Genomic DNA, 15,661 nt, shown 5'->3' on the forward strand with positions numbered 1-15,661 from the left:
TAAAACTGTAAACTAGAAAAGAGTATGAAAAGAGAAATCGCTATGATTGCCTTCGTATTGTTAGGCATGGGTATGACAGCTTCTGCACAATTCGGCAAGAAGATTAATTTGGGAAAAGCGTTACAAGCCGGTAAAGACGTAGTATCAGCCGTTACTTTATCTGATGCGGACATCGCCAACATGAGTAAGGAGTATATGGTATGGATGGATGCTCATAATCCATTGACCAAACCTGATACTGAATATGGCAAACGTCTGGAGAAATTGACGGGACATATCAAAGAAGTGGATGGACTGAAACTTAACTTTGGTGTATATGAAGTGGTAGACGTAAATGCTTTCGCTTGTGGCGACGGTAGTGTACGTATTTGCGCCGGTCTGATGGATGTGATGACGGATGAAGAAGTGATGGCAGTGGTAGGACATGAGATTGGCCACGTAGTTCACACAGATTCTAAAGATGCCATGAAGAATGCTTATCTCCGTTCAGCCGTGAAGAATGCAGCAGGTGCCAGCAGCGATAAAGTAGCCAAACTGACCGACTCCGAGCTGGGAGCTATGGCTGAAGCTCTGGCAGGCGCACAATATTCACAGAAGCAGGAAAGCGAAGCGGATGATTACGGAGTAGAGTTCTGTGTAAAGAACGGTATCGACCCGTATGCAATGGCTAACTCACTGACTAAGTTGTCCGAACTGTCGAAAGATGCTCCACAAGCTTCTTACCTGCAAAAGATGTTCTCGTCACACCCGGATACCATGAAACGTATCGAACGTGCAAAAGCAAAAGCAGCAACCTACGCTAAATAATAACGGACATCGTTCCTAAATCAAAAACAGAGGAGGAGATACTGCGGTTTGTCAACCGCAGTATCTCCTCCTCTGTTTTTGATAAAAAAGGACACACTATTATTAAAAAATCATTAATCTATAACATAGATTTGCATAGTGCCCTGATTTCTTGTAATTTCGACCCTATAACCATTTTAATCCATTTATGGAATTTCTTATCATACTTCTCTTACTTGTACTGAATGGCATTTTTGCCATGTATGAAATTGCGCTGGTATCATCCAGCAAAGCACGTCTTGAAACACTTGTCGCAAAAGGTAACAAATCAGCCCGTGGAGTTTTAAAACAATTGGAAGAACCGGAAAAGTTCTTATCTACCATTCAGATCGGTATTACGCTGATCGGTATCGTATCCGGTGCGTATGGTGGTGTGGCTATTGCCGACGACCTCGTTCCTTTCTTTTCCCTCATTCCGGGCGCAGAAGCTTATGCACGCAACCTGGCAATGATTACTACCGTAGCAATCATTACCTATCTTTCTCTGATTATCGGAGAGCTAGTACCCAAATCTATCGCTCTTAGTAATCCGGAGCGATACGCCACTTTGTTCAGCCCGGTCATGATTCTCCTGACAAAGGTTTCTTATCCTTTTGTATGGTTGCTGAGTGTCTCTACCCGGCTACTGAATAAACTCATCGGTTTGAAAAGCGAAGAACGCCCCATGACGCAGGAGGAAATCAAAATGATTCTCCATCAAAGTTCGGAACAGGGTGTGATTGACAAAGAGGAAACGGAAATGATACGCGATGTGTTCCGCTTCTCCGACAAACGGGCTAACGAACTGATGACGCATCGCAGAGATCTCATTATCCTTCACCCTGATGATACGCAGGAAAAGGTGATGAAGACAATCGAAGAAGAACATTATAGCAAATATCTGTTGGTGGACGAACGGAAAGATGAGATTATCGGTGTAGTTTCCGTAAAGGATATTATCCTGATGATAGGCAGTAAAAAGCTGTTTAACTTACGCGAAATAGCCCGTCCTCCCCTCTTTATTCCGGAAAGTTTATATGCAAATAAAGTTTTAGAGCTATTTAAGAAGAACAAAAACAAGTTCGGAGTTGTTGTTAACGAGTATGGCAGCACAGAAGGCATTATCACACTGCACGACCTGACCGAAAGTATCTTCGGAGACATCCTTGAAGAGGATGAAACGGAAGAAGAAGAAATCGTCACAAGGCAGGATGGTTCGATGCTGGTGGAAGCTTCAATGAACATCGACGACTTCATGGAGGAAATGGGGATTTTATCCTATGAAGATCTGGAATCGGAAGACTTCACCACTCTGGGGGGATTAGCCATGTTCCTGATTGGCCGTATCCCGAAAGCGGGAGACATCTTCACCTACAAGAATCTGCAATTCGAAGTGGTGGACATGGACCGCGGACGAGTAGACAAACTGCTTGTCATCAAACGGGACGAAGAGCAGGAATAGGATAGCAAAAAACGAGCAATAGCTCACTATATTTATATTAACTTAAAGCACTTAACGATGAAAAAAGTAATTATGTTAGCAGCAGTCGTAGCTGCTTTGGCATCATGCCAATCAAAAGCAAACAAAGCCGCAGAGGCTCAAGCAGACAGTCTAGCTCTTGCTATGACTCCGATTACCGAATTGACTGAAGTTTATGAAGGTACTCTTCCTGCTGCCGACGGTCCGGGTATTGACTATGTACTAACCTTGAACGCTGCAACTGACGGTGTAGATACTGCGTATACACTGGATATGACTTACCTCGATGCTGAAGGTCAAGGACAAAACAAGACTTTCACTTCAAAAGGAAAACAACAAACAGTACACAAGGTTGTGAACAAAAAACCTGTTACTGCTGTTAAGTTAACTCCGAAGGATGGTGAAGCTCCGATGTATTTCGTGATTGTAAATGACACCACTCTTCGTCTGGTGAACGATAGCTTGCAAGAAGCTGTCAGCGATCTGAATTATGACATCATCAAGGTAAAACAATAAAATAAACCTAACCCTAACCAGTAAAAAAAGCTCTGCACGGAACCTTCGTTCTTGCAGAGCTTTTCGTTTTTGGGAGTCTTTCCTCATATTATTCCAAGTATTGTTTCAACTGATTCTTCAATTCCTCCGGATTGCTTGGTCTTTGTGCCTTATATTCTACAATAGTTCCCTCCCTATTAACAATAATAAACTGAGGAACTGAAAGCCCGGCGAAATTACCTTTCTCATCATAAGTGACAAACAACTTCTCCACTTCAACAGAAAATTTATTATTCTCAACACTATTCTCTGGTCGATGATAGGTGACAAAATACCCATTTAATAATCTTTCATCCAATCTTTTCAAACAGGCATTCCAATCCTTGGGTTCATCTATTGAAATAAAAAGTCTTACAATATCATTCTTTTTGAAAAAATCATCTGTTTTTTCATATTCTTTGAGTTCTGCCAGACAGGGTTTACACCAAGATGCCATTACATCAATATATACAATTTTTCCTTTAAAATGCCGAAGCAATAACTCAAACGAACTAGGATAATTCAAGCATTTGATATTAGACTGCACTGATTGCTCCTGTGCAGTAATGATTAATGATATCAAACAAAAAAAGAATAAAACTCCATTTGTTTTAATGCACTGTTTCATACAACATAGATTTATTGTTAAATAACTGTGATAAAGATAGTGTTTTATTCTATATAAATCTTCTTTATTTAATTACATTCTTTCCTTCTTGCAGACGTTTCAACCGAAGCAATGCTTCAATGTAGTAATAATCTGCATAAATAATAGAGGCATCTATCTCTGAATGAGCCGGCCAATGTCCTACACTATGAAGCAGGAAGGACGGTTTGCTCTTGCCACTCTGATAACTGTCAGAGTTCAGGCTTGCCAGCATTTCAATAGCTGCATCTTTATAACGTTTTCCGGTTCCATTCGGGAGGTAAGTAGATAGTTCAAGCAAAGCAGAGGCCACTACTGCCGCAGCCGAAGCGTCACGCGGAGCATCCGGTATTCCCGGGGCACTGAAATCCCAATAAGGAACCTTATCTTCCGGCAGACGTTCGAGATAAACATCTGTCACTTTCTGTGCGAAATCAAGATATTTAGGATCTTTCGTCTCCCGATAGACTACAGTATATCCGTAGATTGCCCATGCTTGACCACGCGCCCACATGGTACTGTCTGCATAGCCCTGATGGGTTACTCCTTTTATCAGATTACCAGTGATGGTATCATAGACTGCTACATGGTAGGATGTATAATCGGGACGGAACTGACATTTCATTGTTTTATCAGCATGAGAAACGGCAACATCATACAAATAAGGATTTCCACCATTCTTTGCTGCCCAGAAAAGCATTTCGAGATTAATCATGTTATCCATGATTGTGTTGTGAGGCCAGTTGCGTGGTTCCACTTCACGAGGCCACGAAAGCATTGTTCCTACAACCGGATTGAATAAAGTAGCCAGCGAATCGGCCGTATCCAGAATCACTTTCTTATAAGCAGGATCTTTCGTCAAGCGATAGCCATTTCCATAACTGCAGAATACGAGAAATCCCAAATCATGGTCATAAGCTGGTATTCGAGAAAGGAATTCCAATGAGTTCGTAAACTTCTTCGCTTCTTCCAGAATATGCTTATCCTGTGTATATTCGTAATCATACCAGAGCACACCCGGCCAGAAACCGGCACACCATTCTTCTTTCGTTGCCTTACGACAGTTCCAGTGGTGTTCGTCAGCCATAATGTTACGTGGCATCATCGTATAGTCAATGCCGGAATCTGTTTTCAGTTCCGTAAGCGTACGTTGTGTCTGCTCTGCACAGTAGTCTAATGCCCTATTCACATCCAATGTACCGGAAGGCTTGTGAGTGCACATACAAAAACCTAACATCACAGCCAGACCTACTACAATCTTTTTCATCTTAGTTCAAATATATTCGCGTTAATTCTTAATCTTTATTTCTCTTTGTCAGTTACTTGATCGGTCAGTTACTTAGTCATCCGAAACCAGTCTACATCTGCCCATCCACGATTGCCCTCATTCGGAGTTACGCAAAATACTCCAACTTTGGCTCCAATCCATTTGCCTTGTCGGGCTGTGAAAGGCTCTCCCACTGTCATGTATTGCTTTCCGTCCAGACTATAAGCGAATGTACAAACGGCTCCTTTACGAACCTTTACTTGCAAATAAACTGTTTGCCACTCATTATCTGCTACTCCCGGCATCTTCAGATGTTCCACCGGAATGTTTGCCAATTCTTTTATCTGTTCGGGATTTTGCTGTTCCGCATCCTTGCAGACTGCTTGTTGCAGAATAAACTGATCTCCCTCCTTACGAATGGAGAGATAGCTATAATCCCATCCCATTACAATGATTCCGGTTTGTTCCCCATCCTGCTTGGCAGTAAATGTCAATTTGGTTGTAGCCGTAAACTCTTCAGCCGGAAACTTTTGCATCAACAAGTTAGGAACTTCCCAGAAGTTCACAAATTCTTTTGAGAGACTGCCTGCATAAAGACGAATATACCCCAAGTCGGTCGTGAACCCGTAAGTGTCTTTTTTATTGGCATGCCATTGCCATTGTAACCCTAAATGACGGGTATTGAATTCATCACTCTCCGGCGGAGTGGCTATCGGATATGTCTTTCCTACATTCGGTTTCTTATAGGTCGTTACCGGTTCACCGCAACCATCTTCATCCTTATCTACTCCGATTACAGGCCAATCATTTACCCAAGTCATCGGATTCAGATGAATCACGCGTCCGTAAGCTCCTTTATCTTGAAAATGAACGAACCAGGATTCTCCTGTGTTGGTATCTACCCAGCCACCTTGATGAGGCCCGTTGATATTTGTCTTTCCTTGTGCCATTACGATCTTCGATTCGTAAGGGCCGTAAATGTTCTTCGAGCGAAGTACTAATTGCCAACCGGTTGCTACTCCACCTGCCGGAGCAAAAATATAGTAGTATCCGTTGCGTTTGTAGAGCTTCGGTCCTTCTACCGTATGGTTCTTTCCATCATTTCCATCAAATACCATCACCGGATCGGAAATTACTTCTGTTCCCTCAGCATTCAGTTCGCAAATAACTACGATGCTATTCACTCCGCTACGACTACCAGCATATGCATGTACAAGATAAACTTTTCCATCTTCATCCCAAAGTGGTGTCGGGTCAATCATTCCTTTCCCGGCTTTCACCAATACAGGCTTGCTCCATCTTCCTTTCGGGTCTTTGGCTTTAATCATATAGATTCCATAATCCGGATCACCCCAGTAAATGTAGAACTCTCCGTTATGAAAACGAATAGCCGGTGCCCATACGCCTTTACCATGCTGTGCCTTATCGAAGAATTCTTCCGGCTCCTGAATCGGTAAAGCATAGTTTACTAACGACCAATTCACCAAATCATTAGAATGAAGAATAGGAATTCCGGGAATACAATTAAAACTGGACGCTGTCATATAGAAATCATCTCCGGCTGCACATACATCCGGATCCGAATAGTCTGCATGAAGAACCGGGTTCTGATAAGTTCCATTCCCCTTATCAGCCACCCAGGTCTTAGAGATTTCTTGTGCACCTGCCAATGAACAGCAAGCCATCATTCCTGCTAAAAACAGAATCTTTTTACGCATATACCTTAATAATCAATTTCATTCAAAATAAGATTCGTTATTCCTAAAAACAGGTTCTTTCTACCTTCACAAAAACTAATCACTTCAAAAACTGAATCCAATCTCTGATTTCAAACAATCTATTTCTTAACCTATTTGCTTATATATACGAAGGGGATTAGGTAAATACCTAATCCCCTTACAAAAAATATTCAAAAATGAATATTATCATTCTCTATAATGCATCAACGTACCAAAACCTAACTGGTCAAATCCTCCACTGTTCGGTCCGTAGTTTCCACCTCCTCCGTCAGGACGCATCTGGTCAGCCCATTTTTCGCTATAGAGAGAAGAAATTCCTTTCTCCTTACAATATCCATAAAACAATTCCCATGAAGGCCGTTTAGTGCCACGTTGCTCTGTAGATATGGTTGCGTTTGTATACGAGGGATTAGAATAAGAAGTATAAGGGAAAGAATTAGAATCATAGATGAAATCATCCCCTACCAATGTTCCTTTGTTAAAAGACTCATCCTTGATAAGATTATACTTTCCTACATATTCTGCCATAGCTACTGCCCTATAATTATCATAAGCAAACAAATCCTCACCAATGTTATAGGCCATTTGGCAGAATGTCCCCATCAAAGAAACACATAAAGTAGCATGCCCCTGGTCACGTCCGGACTCCTCACATTGCCCAAGTATTTCATCCGAATCCGGGTCTTGATGCAAATAAGGAACTGCATTCTTTATATTTCCCGCCTCTTTATATCTTCCTTCTTCATTCTTGAAATATACAATAGCCTGATTAATCATCACGTTATCATCACATAAAATACCAATTGAAAGAATAGATGTCATCTGTGCCAAATCCCAATTTAACCAATAGTGCATATTACCTTGTCCACCATTATGATTTTTAAGAAACATATCGGAAACACTATAAAATGTATCTTTCATCCAAGTTTTAAACTTTTCAAAATCATCCCTATCCCAGCCATTATAGTCTCTAAGTAATTCTGCTGCATTTGCCCACTGATGTGCCTGAATAGGAATTAGATATAGATTAGGATCTGGAATATTATTGGTATAACCTTCCATTCTTAATATCCCCTTACAATTAGTAGCCCATGCATTGAAAAGTTTCACAGCAGCATCCGCAAATGATGTATTTCCCGATAACTGATAACGAAGTGCCAATTGATAAGCAGCCGCAGCATCATACATACATGCTGTGTAATTTGAATAATCCGAATATTTACCTGACCAATTATTCTTATCCATTCTTTTCAAATATCCGTCAAGCAAAGCTCTTGTGTTTTCAGTATAAGAACTTTGCGCATATTGGCTTGCTTCCAATTGGGCATAAGCTTCCGCCCAAGGGGATCGGTTCAAATTGCTCTTTACCCTATTAATATCAGCCTGCGTATGGAGCATACAAGGATGGTTCAATGGCAAATAATCTCTCTTTACCATATCCTCCTCCGGACTTTTCATATCACTAAACTTATTTGCGTCCCCAGTAGGAATTTCACTACTGCATGACATCATAAAAGATGCTATAACAAAACTAAATAACACATTTATATATTTCGTTTTCATACTTCAGATTTATTTGTTATTTTCTTTTTCTATGTAAGCTTTCAAATCTTCTAATGTTTTGAAGGTTTTTATCCAATACATATCATACGTTTTATCGATTGCGGCTTCTTTAACATCAGCAATCCACAAAGATAACAATGTCATAGTAGCAACACCGGCCTCATTGGTTAATATTGGGCTACTTCCTTTTATAGCATTATCTACAGACATATCATATACATAGATATTAGGCTCACCATATTTTTCTACTCCTGTACCTTTTTTTACGATGGTGAGAGTTTCTTTATCAAACACATAGTAATCTGCTGAATTGCAATAATTACCTGCAGTCACTCCATCTCCTATATCAAACTTCAACACACCTGCATTCGCAGTTGCACTTTGTTGCGGTCTCCTTAATTTAATAGCTAAATATTTATAAGTTTGAGGAGCATACTCCAGTTTCTTTTGATATGCATCATTAACTATATTAATATCTTGGCGCCAATTTCCATTACCGTCAGGACCTTTCATTATGATATGAGCATATCCATTATCAAATGTAACCGTACCACCTTGATTAGGTTTTAAATCACATGGTTTCAAAGTAGATTGGAACTGATAATCCAATAAGGCTCCTACAGTAACACTAGTGGTAGCCGAAATATTTGACATAGGATCGGTTGCGGTAATCGTCACAGTTCCATAACCCACTCCCGTTACAGCACCATCGGCATCCACAACAGCCACTTTTTCATCACTACTTACCCAACTTAACAAACCGGAAGTGGCCTCTTCAGGAACTAAATGACAGCCAATAACAACAGTCTGTCCAATCATTATGTCATCAACCGGATCTAATTGTATTGATTCTACCGGGATTACCTTCCGAACAGTCACTTTAGCAGAAACTGTCAAAGAAGTTCCATCAGTGGCAATAGCTGTAACAACAGCTTCTCCCGGGATAATTCCAGTCACAGTACCATCTGCATCCACCTTTACTATTTCCTCATTGCTACTTTTCCAATGAAAGACATTATATCCGTTAGAAGGTGTAATTTTTACAGAGGCTTTTTTAGTCGTGCCTTCAAACAGTTCAAAGTCATCCATCTCAATCGCAGTAGCTACCGGTTTTACTTCCACATCTATCGTTTTAAGTGTTTCAAAGGCCGCTTTCTGGGATATATTCACTTTTGCCTTTCCTACTGCTTTTGCAGTAATTTTACCTTCTTGTGACACAGATACTATATTCTCATCTGATGATTTCCAAGACAACTCCGGATAAGTAACATTCTCCGGAACAGATTTGCAAATAACCTGTATATCCATTCCTACAGCTAACGCTATGGATGATTCTATATTCATCTCAATATCATTCATCAATTGCCCTTCACTCATCGCATCACCATATTCTTTATCGTCACATGCAATTGCCGACAATAGCAAGCCTAATATAGCAAGGCTCACCGATACACATTTCGCTGATAAAAAAGTTATATATTTCATATTGATTCTCTGTTTTTATTCATACTCCGTTATTTCCAACCGGGATTCTGTCCCAAATTCGGATTCAACTGTAACTGATCGGAAGGCAATGGATACAAATAGTTCTTATCTGCCCACTGGCGACCTGTTTCTACAACAATACATCCATCATCATTCAAACTGAATGGCGTATTCCATGACTCATATTGAGTACCTTTCCATTTAATACCTAACATTGCTTGCGGCATCTCATTTTCTGCAGTTTTCCAACGCTTTAAGTCATCAATACGAAAACCTTCGTTAAACAGCTCAACAGTACGTTCTCTACGTATTTCTGTCCTCATATCCAGTCCGTGGGTCTGCGCAAATTCTTTGGTCAAAGCCGGCATACTGGCATTCACGCGCTGACGAACCTGGTTCAAAGATATATTCAAGTCTTCATTTTCTATCTTATCATCCCTTTCATACACTGCCTCTGCATAATTCAGCAAAACTTCAGCATAACGGATAAGTGGGAAGTCATATCCTTCTTGTGTATCCGGAACAACACGTTCAGCGCTCCATTTTTGATTACCATAACAAGTACCGGACGCAGGATCATATAGCTTTGAGGTCTTCAGATCTACCTCATCCCATTGCCAAGAAGTCCGTCCGAACTTATTTCCCCAATAACGAGTTCCCGGCTTTAGTAAAGTATAACGCATACGATTGTCACGGTTCAGAAATTCAGAAACTTTCTCATCATATTTCTGAAAACGATCTGATTTATCGATGGGCAATCCGTCGTCACATAGATAAAGATTGGCAAACTTACGAGTAATCCATTGTACATTTGCCAGACACTCTTGAGTTATATTCTTTCCGATTGAAGCTAAAATCTGGTCATGGCGACGAGCAAAAATATATTCATGATTAGCAGATTTCTTGATGCCAGCCGGATTAGATTTCTCATTCTCCAAAATAAACATATACTTCTGTGCGCTGTCACCCAATACTTTTGTTTCACTATCTGTTCCAAATAAGCGGAAACTATATCCATATTTAGCATCCATCACCGTTCGGGCTGCTTTGGCAGCTATATCCAGTAAATTCTTGGTACGTTCCGTATTCTGATTATTATTACGTGATTTCTGCCATGTTCCTTCATAAAGAGCAACTCTGGAAAGGAAAGCCTGCGCACCTTCTTTAGAAATACGTCCCTCTTCTTCAGTACTAAGTTCTTTAAAAGCCGGCAAGTTGTCAATAGCATGTCCGAGATCATCAATAATAAGATCAACCACTTCACTACGGTCGTTCCGTTTTACCTTCATCTCCGGATCTGTAATATCCAACGGTTTCTTCGTTATAATAACATCACCATACAATTGAAGTAAGTCAAAATAACTATATGCACGGAAAAAATAAGCTTCCCCTAAATATTGTTTTATATCTTCCGGTTTGGAATAAGTTTCAGCATTTTCTATCAATAAGTTTGTACGACGAATATGTTTATAATTATCCGTATAGTTAGCATCTGAAGAAGGGATCGAGTTTATTCCGCGGCTAAATTCATTATAGCTCTGGTAAGTAATCAAGTCCGAACGCTTATCACTATGTGTTCCATCATATACAACAGAAGAGAAGTCACGTGTCCAACTATAAAAAGTATTGGCAAACTGTTTATAATCATTGACTGAAGTCCACATGTTTTTACCCCCCAACTGATCTTGAGGTTCCATGTCCAGACAAGAGTGCAAAGTTATTCCTAACACTATAGCAAGGAAAAATGTTATTTTTGATCGTTTCATAATATTCTATTTAAAAAGTTGCATTAACACCCACAGTAAAAGTTCTGTTAAAAGGATAACGTCCCAGATCTTTGGTTTTGCGTGAAGCCTCCGGGTCCCATCCGTCTTTTAATTTACTATGCTCCCAAAGATCTGCTCCGGTAAAGTAAATACGTAACTTACTTATCACATTTGTTTTTGCCAACCACGAAACAGGTAAGGTATATCCCAAAGTCAGGTTCTTCAATCGAAGATAAGACCCATTCTCTACTGACCAGGAAGAACATTGGTAATTATAATTGTTAATAGATCCTACACTGGTATAGGTAGGATAATAAGCATTCCTGTTTTCAGGACTCCATGTGTTGCCAATAGATTGAGTAGTTGTATTCAAATAAATGGCACTCATAGGTACTCGCCAAGTTTCGTTACCTTCACCACCACGATAAACAGTTCTGCGACCGACTCCTTGGAAAATAGCTGAAAAATCAAAGCCTTTCCATTCTAATCCAACATTAAATGAATAAGACAATTTCGGATCATCTGTTCCCAAATATACATAATCATTTTGATCCAAAACACCATCGCCATTTACGTCCTCAAACATATTATCACCTAAACGAATATTATCCTGCATTCCTATCCCATTTCCATCCAAATAATAATATTTATATTTTTCCAATTCTTCCTGTGTCTGAATCTTTCCAATATAGCGTAAACCAAAATAAGAATTCAAAGGATATCCCTGTTGCTTATCTACAAAACCTGATTTCAAAACAGAAGTTGCACCCAAATCAATCAATTTATTAGTGGTATAAGTTATAGTTCCACCAATATGATATTGAACTGGTCCGATTTTATCCGACCATGTAATGTTTCCTTCCCAACCTTTGGCCTCAAACTTCCCTAGATTCATTGTAGGAGCATTGTCTCCCAACACACCCGGATACTGGGCATCAATCAACATATTATTATTTTTCTTCATGAAAAGTTCGAAAGTACCAGTCAACCGGTTATTGAGAAAAGCAAAGTCCACTCCCAAGTTATAACTATGAATACGTTCCCAAGTACGGTCTGTAGTCACTATCTTTCCGTTCGTATCAATAGTGGAAACTTTTCCGCTACCAATATATGCTCCGTTGGAAGAAGCAAAATTATATAGCTGTGTTCCATCATAACGGTCTACTCCACTTTGATTACCTAGCACACCGTATGAAAGTCTCAATTTCAGATTGTTAACTACGGAAGACAATGAGTGCATGAAGCTCTCTTCGCTCAAGCGCCAGCCACCGGATACTCCCCAAAAGAATTGCCAACGATTTTCAGGACGGAATTTTGAAGAACCATCATAACGAAGATTACCTTCCAACAAATAACGTTGTTTATAATCGTAATTCAAACGTCCGAAATAAGACATCATAGCTTCATGCCATTTCGCCGGTTTGCTATCCCCGTCTTTAATCAAAACTTCTCCAGCACCATTAGGAATTTCCAAAGATGGATTTATGTCTTTTACTGATACAAAAGTATATTTATATTGTGTATAGTTATACTGTGCGCCAGCCATAGCACTCAAGTTATGCACCTCTGCCAATGTCTTATGCCAGTTTAAATAACCGGATGCCATATAATAATCAGTCCTTGAGAAAGAATCAGAATATTTACTATTTTCCTGTGTAGGTTCTGTTGCCAACAATGTTGTACCAGCGTAATTATACCAATCTATTGATTTTTCCACTTTCTCACGTGTTGCTGTAGACGTGTTATATCCCACATTCACAACCATATCAAGATCTGAATATATTTTCCAATTCAATGACTCACTAATATTAATGGCCGAAACCTTCAGTTTGTTATCGCCACCTTCTTCAGCCCACCAATTCAATGCACGCCAAGTACCCCAGCCATACGGGCGTCCATCTATTGTCGAAGCAGGTAAACCCGGTTGAGGGGAAGACTGGGAAAGGACCTTGCCAATCATACTGGGAGACACCTGATCTTGACGATTATAGCCAATACTGGATGTCAACATTACATTATCCGATAATTTGAACTGATTATTCAAACGCATATTGTAACGTTGGTTATTATTATTTCCCCATTTCAAAGTACTGTTGTCATACATATATCCCAATGATAAACGAAATAAATTCCTCTCGGTACCTCCGGAGACACTTAGATCGTGCTGGGTAGACCATGAGTTTCCCCACAATATATCCTGCCAATCATTATCCATAAATACAAAATCTTCAACGTCTTTAAAACCTTCCGGAATAGGATGAGTACTATGATTTAAGTCAATATATTGATTTTTATAAAGCTTGGCCAGTTTTGCATAACGAATCCAGTTAGAATCTGAATAACCATCATTAGTCTGTGCAGTGATTACAGCATCTGCCCATTGATCTAAGGACATCAGTTCCGGTTGTAATCCAACAACTTTTCCTGTAAAGGAACCATTATACTGAACAACGGTTTTTCCGGCTTTTGCCTTTTTAGTTGTAATCAGAACGACACCACCGGCCGCTTTCGAACCATATATTGCAGCAGAAGCATCTTTCAAGAAATTTATAGATTCAATATCATCCGGATTCAGATTGCGCATACCATTAATACCATCACTGTATTCCACTCCATCCACAATTATAAGTGGATCTGTAGAATTAGAAGAAGATGCACCACGGAGTTTCATACCCCAGCTTTCATCTCCTGGTGCTCCAGAATTACGCGTGATAATAACTCCCGGAACTGTTCCTTGCATAGCTTGCAAAGGACTTGACATTGTTCCCTTATTTTCCAATTGTTTAGCTCCTACAACAGTCACCGCACCAGTCAAAGACTCCTTCTTTTGAGTACCATAACCAACTACAACAACTTCATCCAACACTTCTGTGTCTTCTTTCATCACGATTCTCTTCAAATTCGGATCAGAGGCAGGAAGTTCTAGTGATTTAAAGCCTATATATGAAATCACAATAATAGCGTTTGGTGCACTTACATTCAAAGAGAAATTTCCATCAATATCAGAAATTACCCCATTTGTAGTTCCTTTTTCAAGTATACTTGCACCAATAATCGGCTCTCCCATTGCATCAACAATTTGTCCTTTTACTTGTTTATGAGATTGTAGTACAACTTGATTCTCATCCGCATTATCAAAAGCCCAGATCTGTGTAGCAGGACATAGTCCCAGCATTAATCCTAACGCAAACACGACTGTCTTGTTAGGTTGCGAATTAAAAATTAATCCTCTTCGTTTCATAAAATTAAATTTGAGGTTTAAAAATAGTATTAAATTTTTGTTCTCTAAAATAAAGTGAGGCATATAGATGTCTCTTTGTAAATACTGACTCCTTTTCCATAAGCACAAAGGGTTATTTATTAATGAATAAGATTATATACAATTTCGGAAAAACTCGCGCATTTCACGGCGTCCAAGGAATAAGTGATTTTCTACCGTCCTACAACTTAGATTCAATTCATTAGCGATTTCCGGAGAAGTTTTATTTTCGAAACGGTTTAATGTATAAATTAACCGACGTTGTTCGGGCATGGCAGCCAGACGAGTCCGTTCCATTGTCATTAAATCATCACCGATAATTTTTTCTTCTGTTTCATTGGTAGAAGTAGACATAGTATCATAGATGTAGCTATCTATTTCCTGCTTCTTATAATAACGACGGATATAGTCGATTACAATATTGCGGGCAATAGTGAACAGGAAATATTTCACAGTGTCCGGACGGAGCATTTGTTTGTAGTCCAGCAGACGTACAAATACATCTTGGGTTAGATCCTCCGCTTCGTAGCGATGAGTGATACGATAAGTAATATAGGTAAGAATCACCTGATAATATTCTTCATAAGAACGGGTGATAATGTCGTTGTAAGTGTTAGCTATTGTCTCCATAATACTATCTTTTTCGGTTTTGATCACGATGCAAATATAGAGGGGATTTCGGATATAACAGCTTGAAAATAGGGCGGAGTAATCTCTGAGAATCCAGATAGACTTATTCGCATATATTTCACTAAATATCAGCTAGTTACACTCACAGCAAACAGAGTCTCATTTTATAATCTGATACTCTGTTTACTAAAAAACAATGTATTTTCGCTCTCCTTATACCCATTTGCTTTCACCCCCTTCACCTCTTTAGTCCCTTTCTTCACCATTTTGGCCTTCCCTTTATCTTACATTCAGGCTAATGATGATGCAGGACATTAAGAGATAAGTTCCTTTTCATTAATGATAAACTTGTTTTGCCCTTGTTGCAAAGTTGCTTTTGGTTAATGATAAACTATAAATGAAAGTTCTGATTATATAATTGCAAGCTTTGTTTTTATAAATGCAAGCTTTGATTATAAAAACAAAAC

Annotated in this window: 11 protein-coding genes; 3 read left to right on the forward strand and 8 right to left on the reverse strand. The window is 39.5% G+C overall.

Annotated elements, in window-relative coordinates; genetic code table 11:
- Positions 1 to 24: 24 nt before the first annotated feature.
- The 3 genes from KQP79_RS11725 (at position 25) to KQP79_RS11735 (ending at position 2,821) form a co-directional block, all read left to right on the forward strand.
- Positions 25 to 807, forward strand: coding sequence for a M48 family metallopeptidase (locus KQP79_RS11725; RefSeq protein WP_008774941.1), 783 nt, complete (start codon positions 25 to 27; stop codon positions 805 to 807).
- A gap of 187 nt (positions 808 to 994) precedes the next feature.
- The gene (locus tag KQP79_RS11730; RefSeq protein WP_004305907.1) at positions 995 to 2,287 is read left to right on the forward strand and encodes a hemolysin family protein; all 1,293 of its coding nucleotides are present in this window, start codon (positions 995 to 997) and stop codon (positions 2,285 to 2,287) included.
- A gap of 57 nt (positions 2,288 to 2,344) precedes the next feature.
- Positions 2,345 to 2,821: a copper resistance protein NlpE N-terminal domain-containing protein gene (locus tag KQP79_RS11735; RefSeq protein ID WP_004296964.1), complete on the forward strand. Its 477-nt coding sequence runs from the start codon at positions 2,345 to 2,347 to the stop codon at positions 2,819 to 2,821.
- A gap of 88 nt (positions 2,822 to 2,909) precedes the next feature.
- On the opposite strand, the gene KQP79_RS11740 is transcribed toward KQP79_RS11735, so the two are convergent.
- From KQP79_RS11740 to KQP79_RS11775, 8 genes are all read right to left on the reverse strand, one after another.
- Complete coding sequence (locus KQP79_RS11740; protein WP_004296965.1) at positions 2,910 to 3,467, reverse strand: TlpA family protein disulfide reductase; 558 nt, start codon at positions 3,465 to 3,467, stop codon at positions 2,910 to 2,912.
- 64 nt (positions 3,468 to 3,531) lie between these two features.
- A complete protein-coding gene (locus tag KQP79_RS11745) occupies positions 3,532 to 4,752 on the reverse strand; it encodes a glycoside hydrolase family 88 protein (protein WP_004305903.1) in 1,221 nt (406 codons plus the stop codon).
- Positions 4,753 to 4,820: 68 nt separating this feature from the next.
- On the reverse strand, positions 4,821 to 6,470 hold the full coding sequence (locus KQP79_RS11750; protein WP_004308595.1) for a glycoside hydrolase 43 family protein: 1,650 nt from the start codon (positions 6,468 to 6,470) through the stop codon (positions 4,821 to 4,823).
- Between the two features lie 207 nt (positions 6,471 to 6,677).
- Positions 6,678 to 8,054, reverse strand: coding sequence for an alginate lyase family protein (locus tag KQP79_RS11755; protein WP_004308593.1), 1,377 nt, complete (start codon positions 8,052 to 8,054; stop codon positions 6,678 to 6,680).
- 9 nt (positions 8,055 to 8,063) lie between these two features.
- Positions 8,064 to 9,539: an Ig-like domain-containing protein gene (locus KQP79_RS11760; protein WP_004308591.1), complete on the reverse strand. Its 1,476-nt coding sequence runs from the start codon at positions 9,537 to 9,539 to the stop codon at positions 8,064 to 8,066.
- A 29-nt stretch (positions 9,540 to 9,568) separates the two neighbouring features.
- A complete protein-coding gene (locus KQP79_RS11765; RefSeq protein ID WP_004308589.1) occupies positions 9,569 to 11,305 on the reverse strand; it encodes a RagB/SusD family nutrient uptake outer membrane protein in 1,737 nt (578 codons plus the stop codon).
- Positions 11,306 to 11,315: 10 nt separating this feature from the next.
- Positions 11,316 to 14,546, reverse strand: a complete 3,231-nt coding sequence (locus KQP79_RS11770; protein ID WP_022199389.1) for a SusC/RagA family TonB-linked outer membrane protein — start codon at positions 14,544 to 14,546, stop codon at positions 11,316 to 11,318.
- Between the two features lie 132 nt (positions 14,547 to 14,678).
- Positions 14,679 to 15,194 carry an RNA polymerase sigma-70 factor gene (locus KQP79_RS11775; RefSeq protein WP_004308586.1) on the reverse strand — a complete coding sequence of 172 codons (516 nt, stop codon included), beginning with the start codon at positions 15,192 to 15,194 and terminating at the stop codon, positions 14,679 to 14,681.
- Positions 15,195 to 15,661 lie beyond the last annotated feature (467 nt).

Origin of the sequence: Bacteroides sp. DH3716P (assembly GCF_025914115.1) — a bacterium.
Taxonomy (GTDB): Bacteria; Bacteroidota; Bacteroidia; order Bacteroidales; family Bacteroidaceae; genus Bacteroides; species Bacteroides ovatus.

Excerpts from the sequence above, each read along its gene's own strand:
- KQP79_RS11770 (WP_022199389.1), bottom strand. The coding sequence starts at position 14,546 with ATGAAACGAAGAGGATTAATTTTTAATTCGCAACCTAACAAGACAGTC.
- KQP79_RS11760 (WP_004308591.1), bottom strand. The coding sequence starts at position 9,539 with ATGAAATATATAACTTTTTTATCAGCGAAATGTGTATCGGTGAGCCTT.
- KQP79_RS11740 (WP_004296965.1), bottom strand. The coding sequence starts at position 3,467 with ATGAAACAGTGCATTAAAACAAATGGAGTTTTATTCTTTTTTTGTTTG.
- KQP79_RS11765 (WP_004308589.1), bottom strand. The coding sequence starts at position 11,305 with ATGAAACGATCAAAAATAACATTTTTCCTTGCTATAGTGTTAGGAATA.
- KQP79_RS11735 (WP_004296964.1), top strand. The coding sequence starts at position 2,345 with ATGAAAAAAGTAATTATGTTAGCAGCAGTCGTAGCTGCTTTGGCATCA.
- KQP79_RS11730 (WP_004305907.1), top strand. The coding sequence starts at position 995 with ATGGAATTTCTTATCATACTTCTCTTACTTGTACTGAATGGCATTTTT.
- KQP79_RS11755 (WP_004308593.1), bottom strand. The coding sequence starts at position 8,054 with ATGAAAACGAAATATATAAATGTGTTATTTAGTTTTGTTATAGCATCT.
- KQP79_RS11775 (WP_004308586.1), bottom strand. The coding sequence starts at position 15,194 with ATGGAGACAATAGCTAACACTTACAACGACATTATCACCCGTTCTTAT.
- KQP79_RS11750 (WP_004308595.1), bottom strand. The coding sequence starts at position 6,470 with ATGCGTAAAAAGATTCTGTTTTTAGCAGGAATGATGGCTTGCTGTTCA.
- KQP79_RS11725 (WP_008774941.1), top strand. The coding sequence starts at position 25 with ATGAAAAGAGAAATCGCTATGATTGCCTTCGTATTGTTAGGCATGGGT.
- KQP79_RS11745 (WP_004305903.1), bottom strand. The coding sequence starts at position 4,752 with ATGAAAAAGATTGTAGTAGGTCTGGCTGTGATGTTAGGTTTTTGTATG.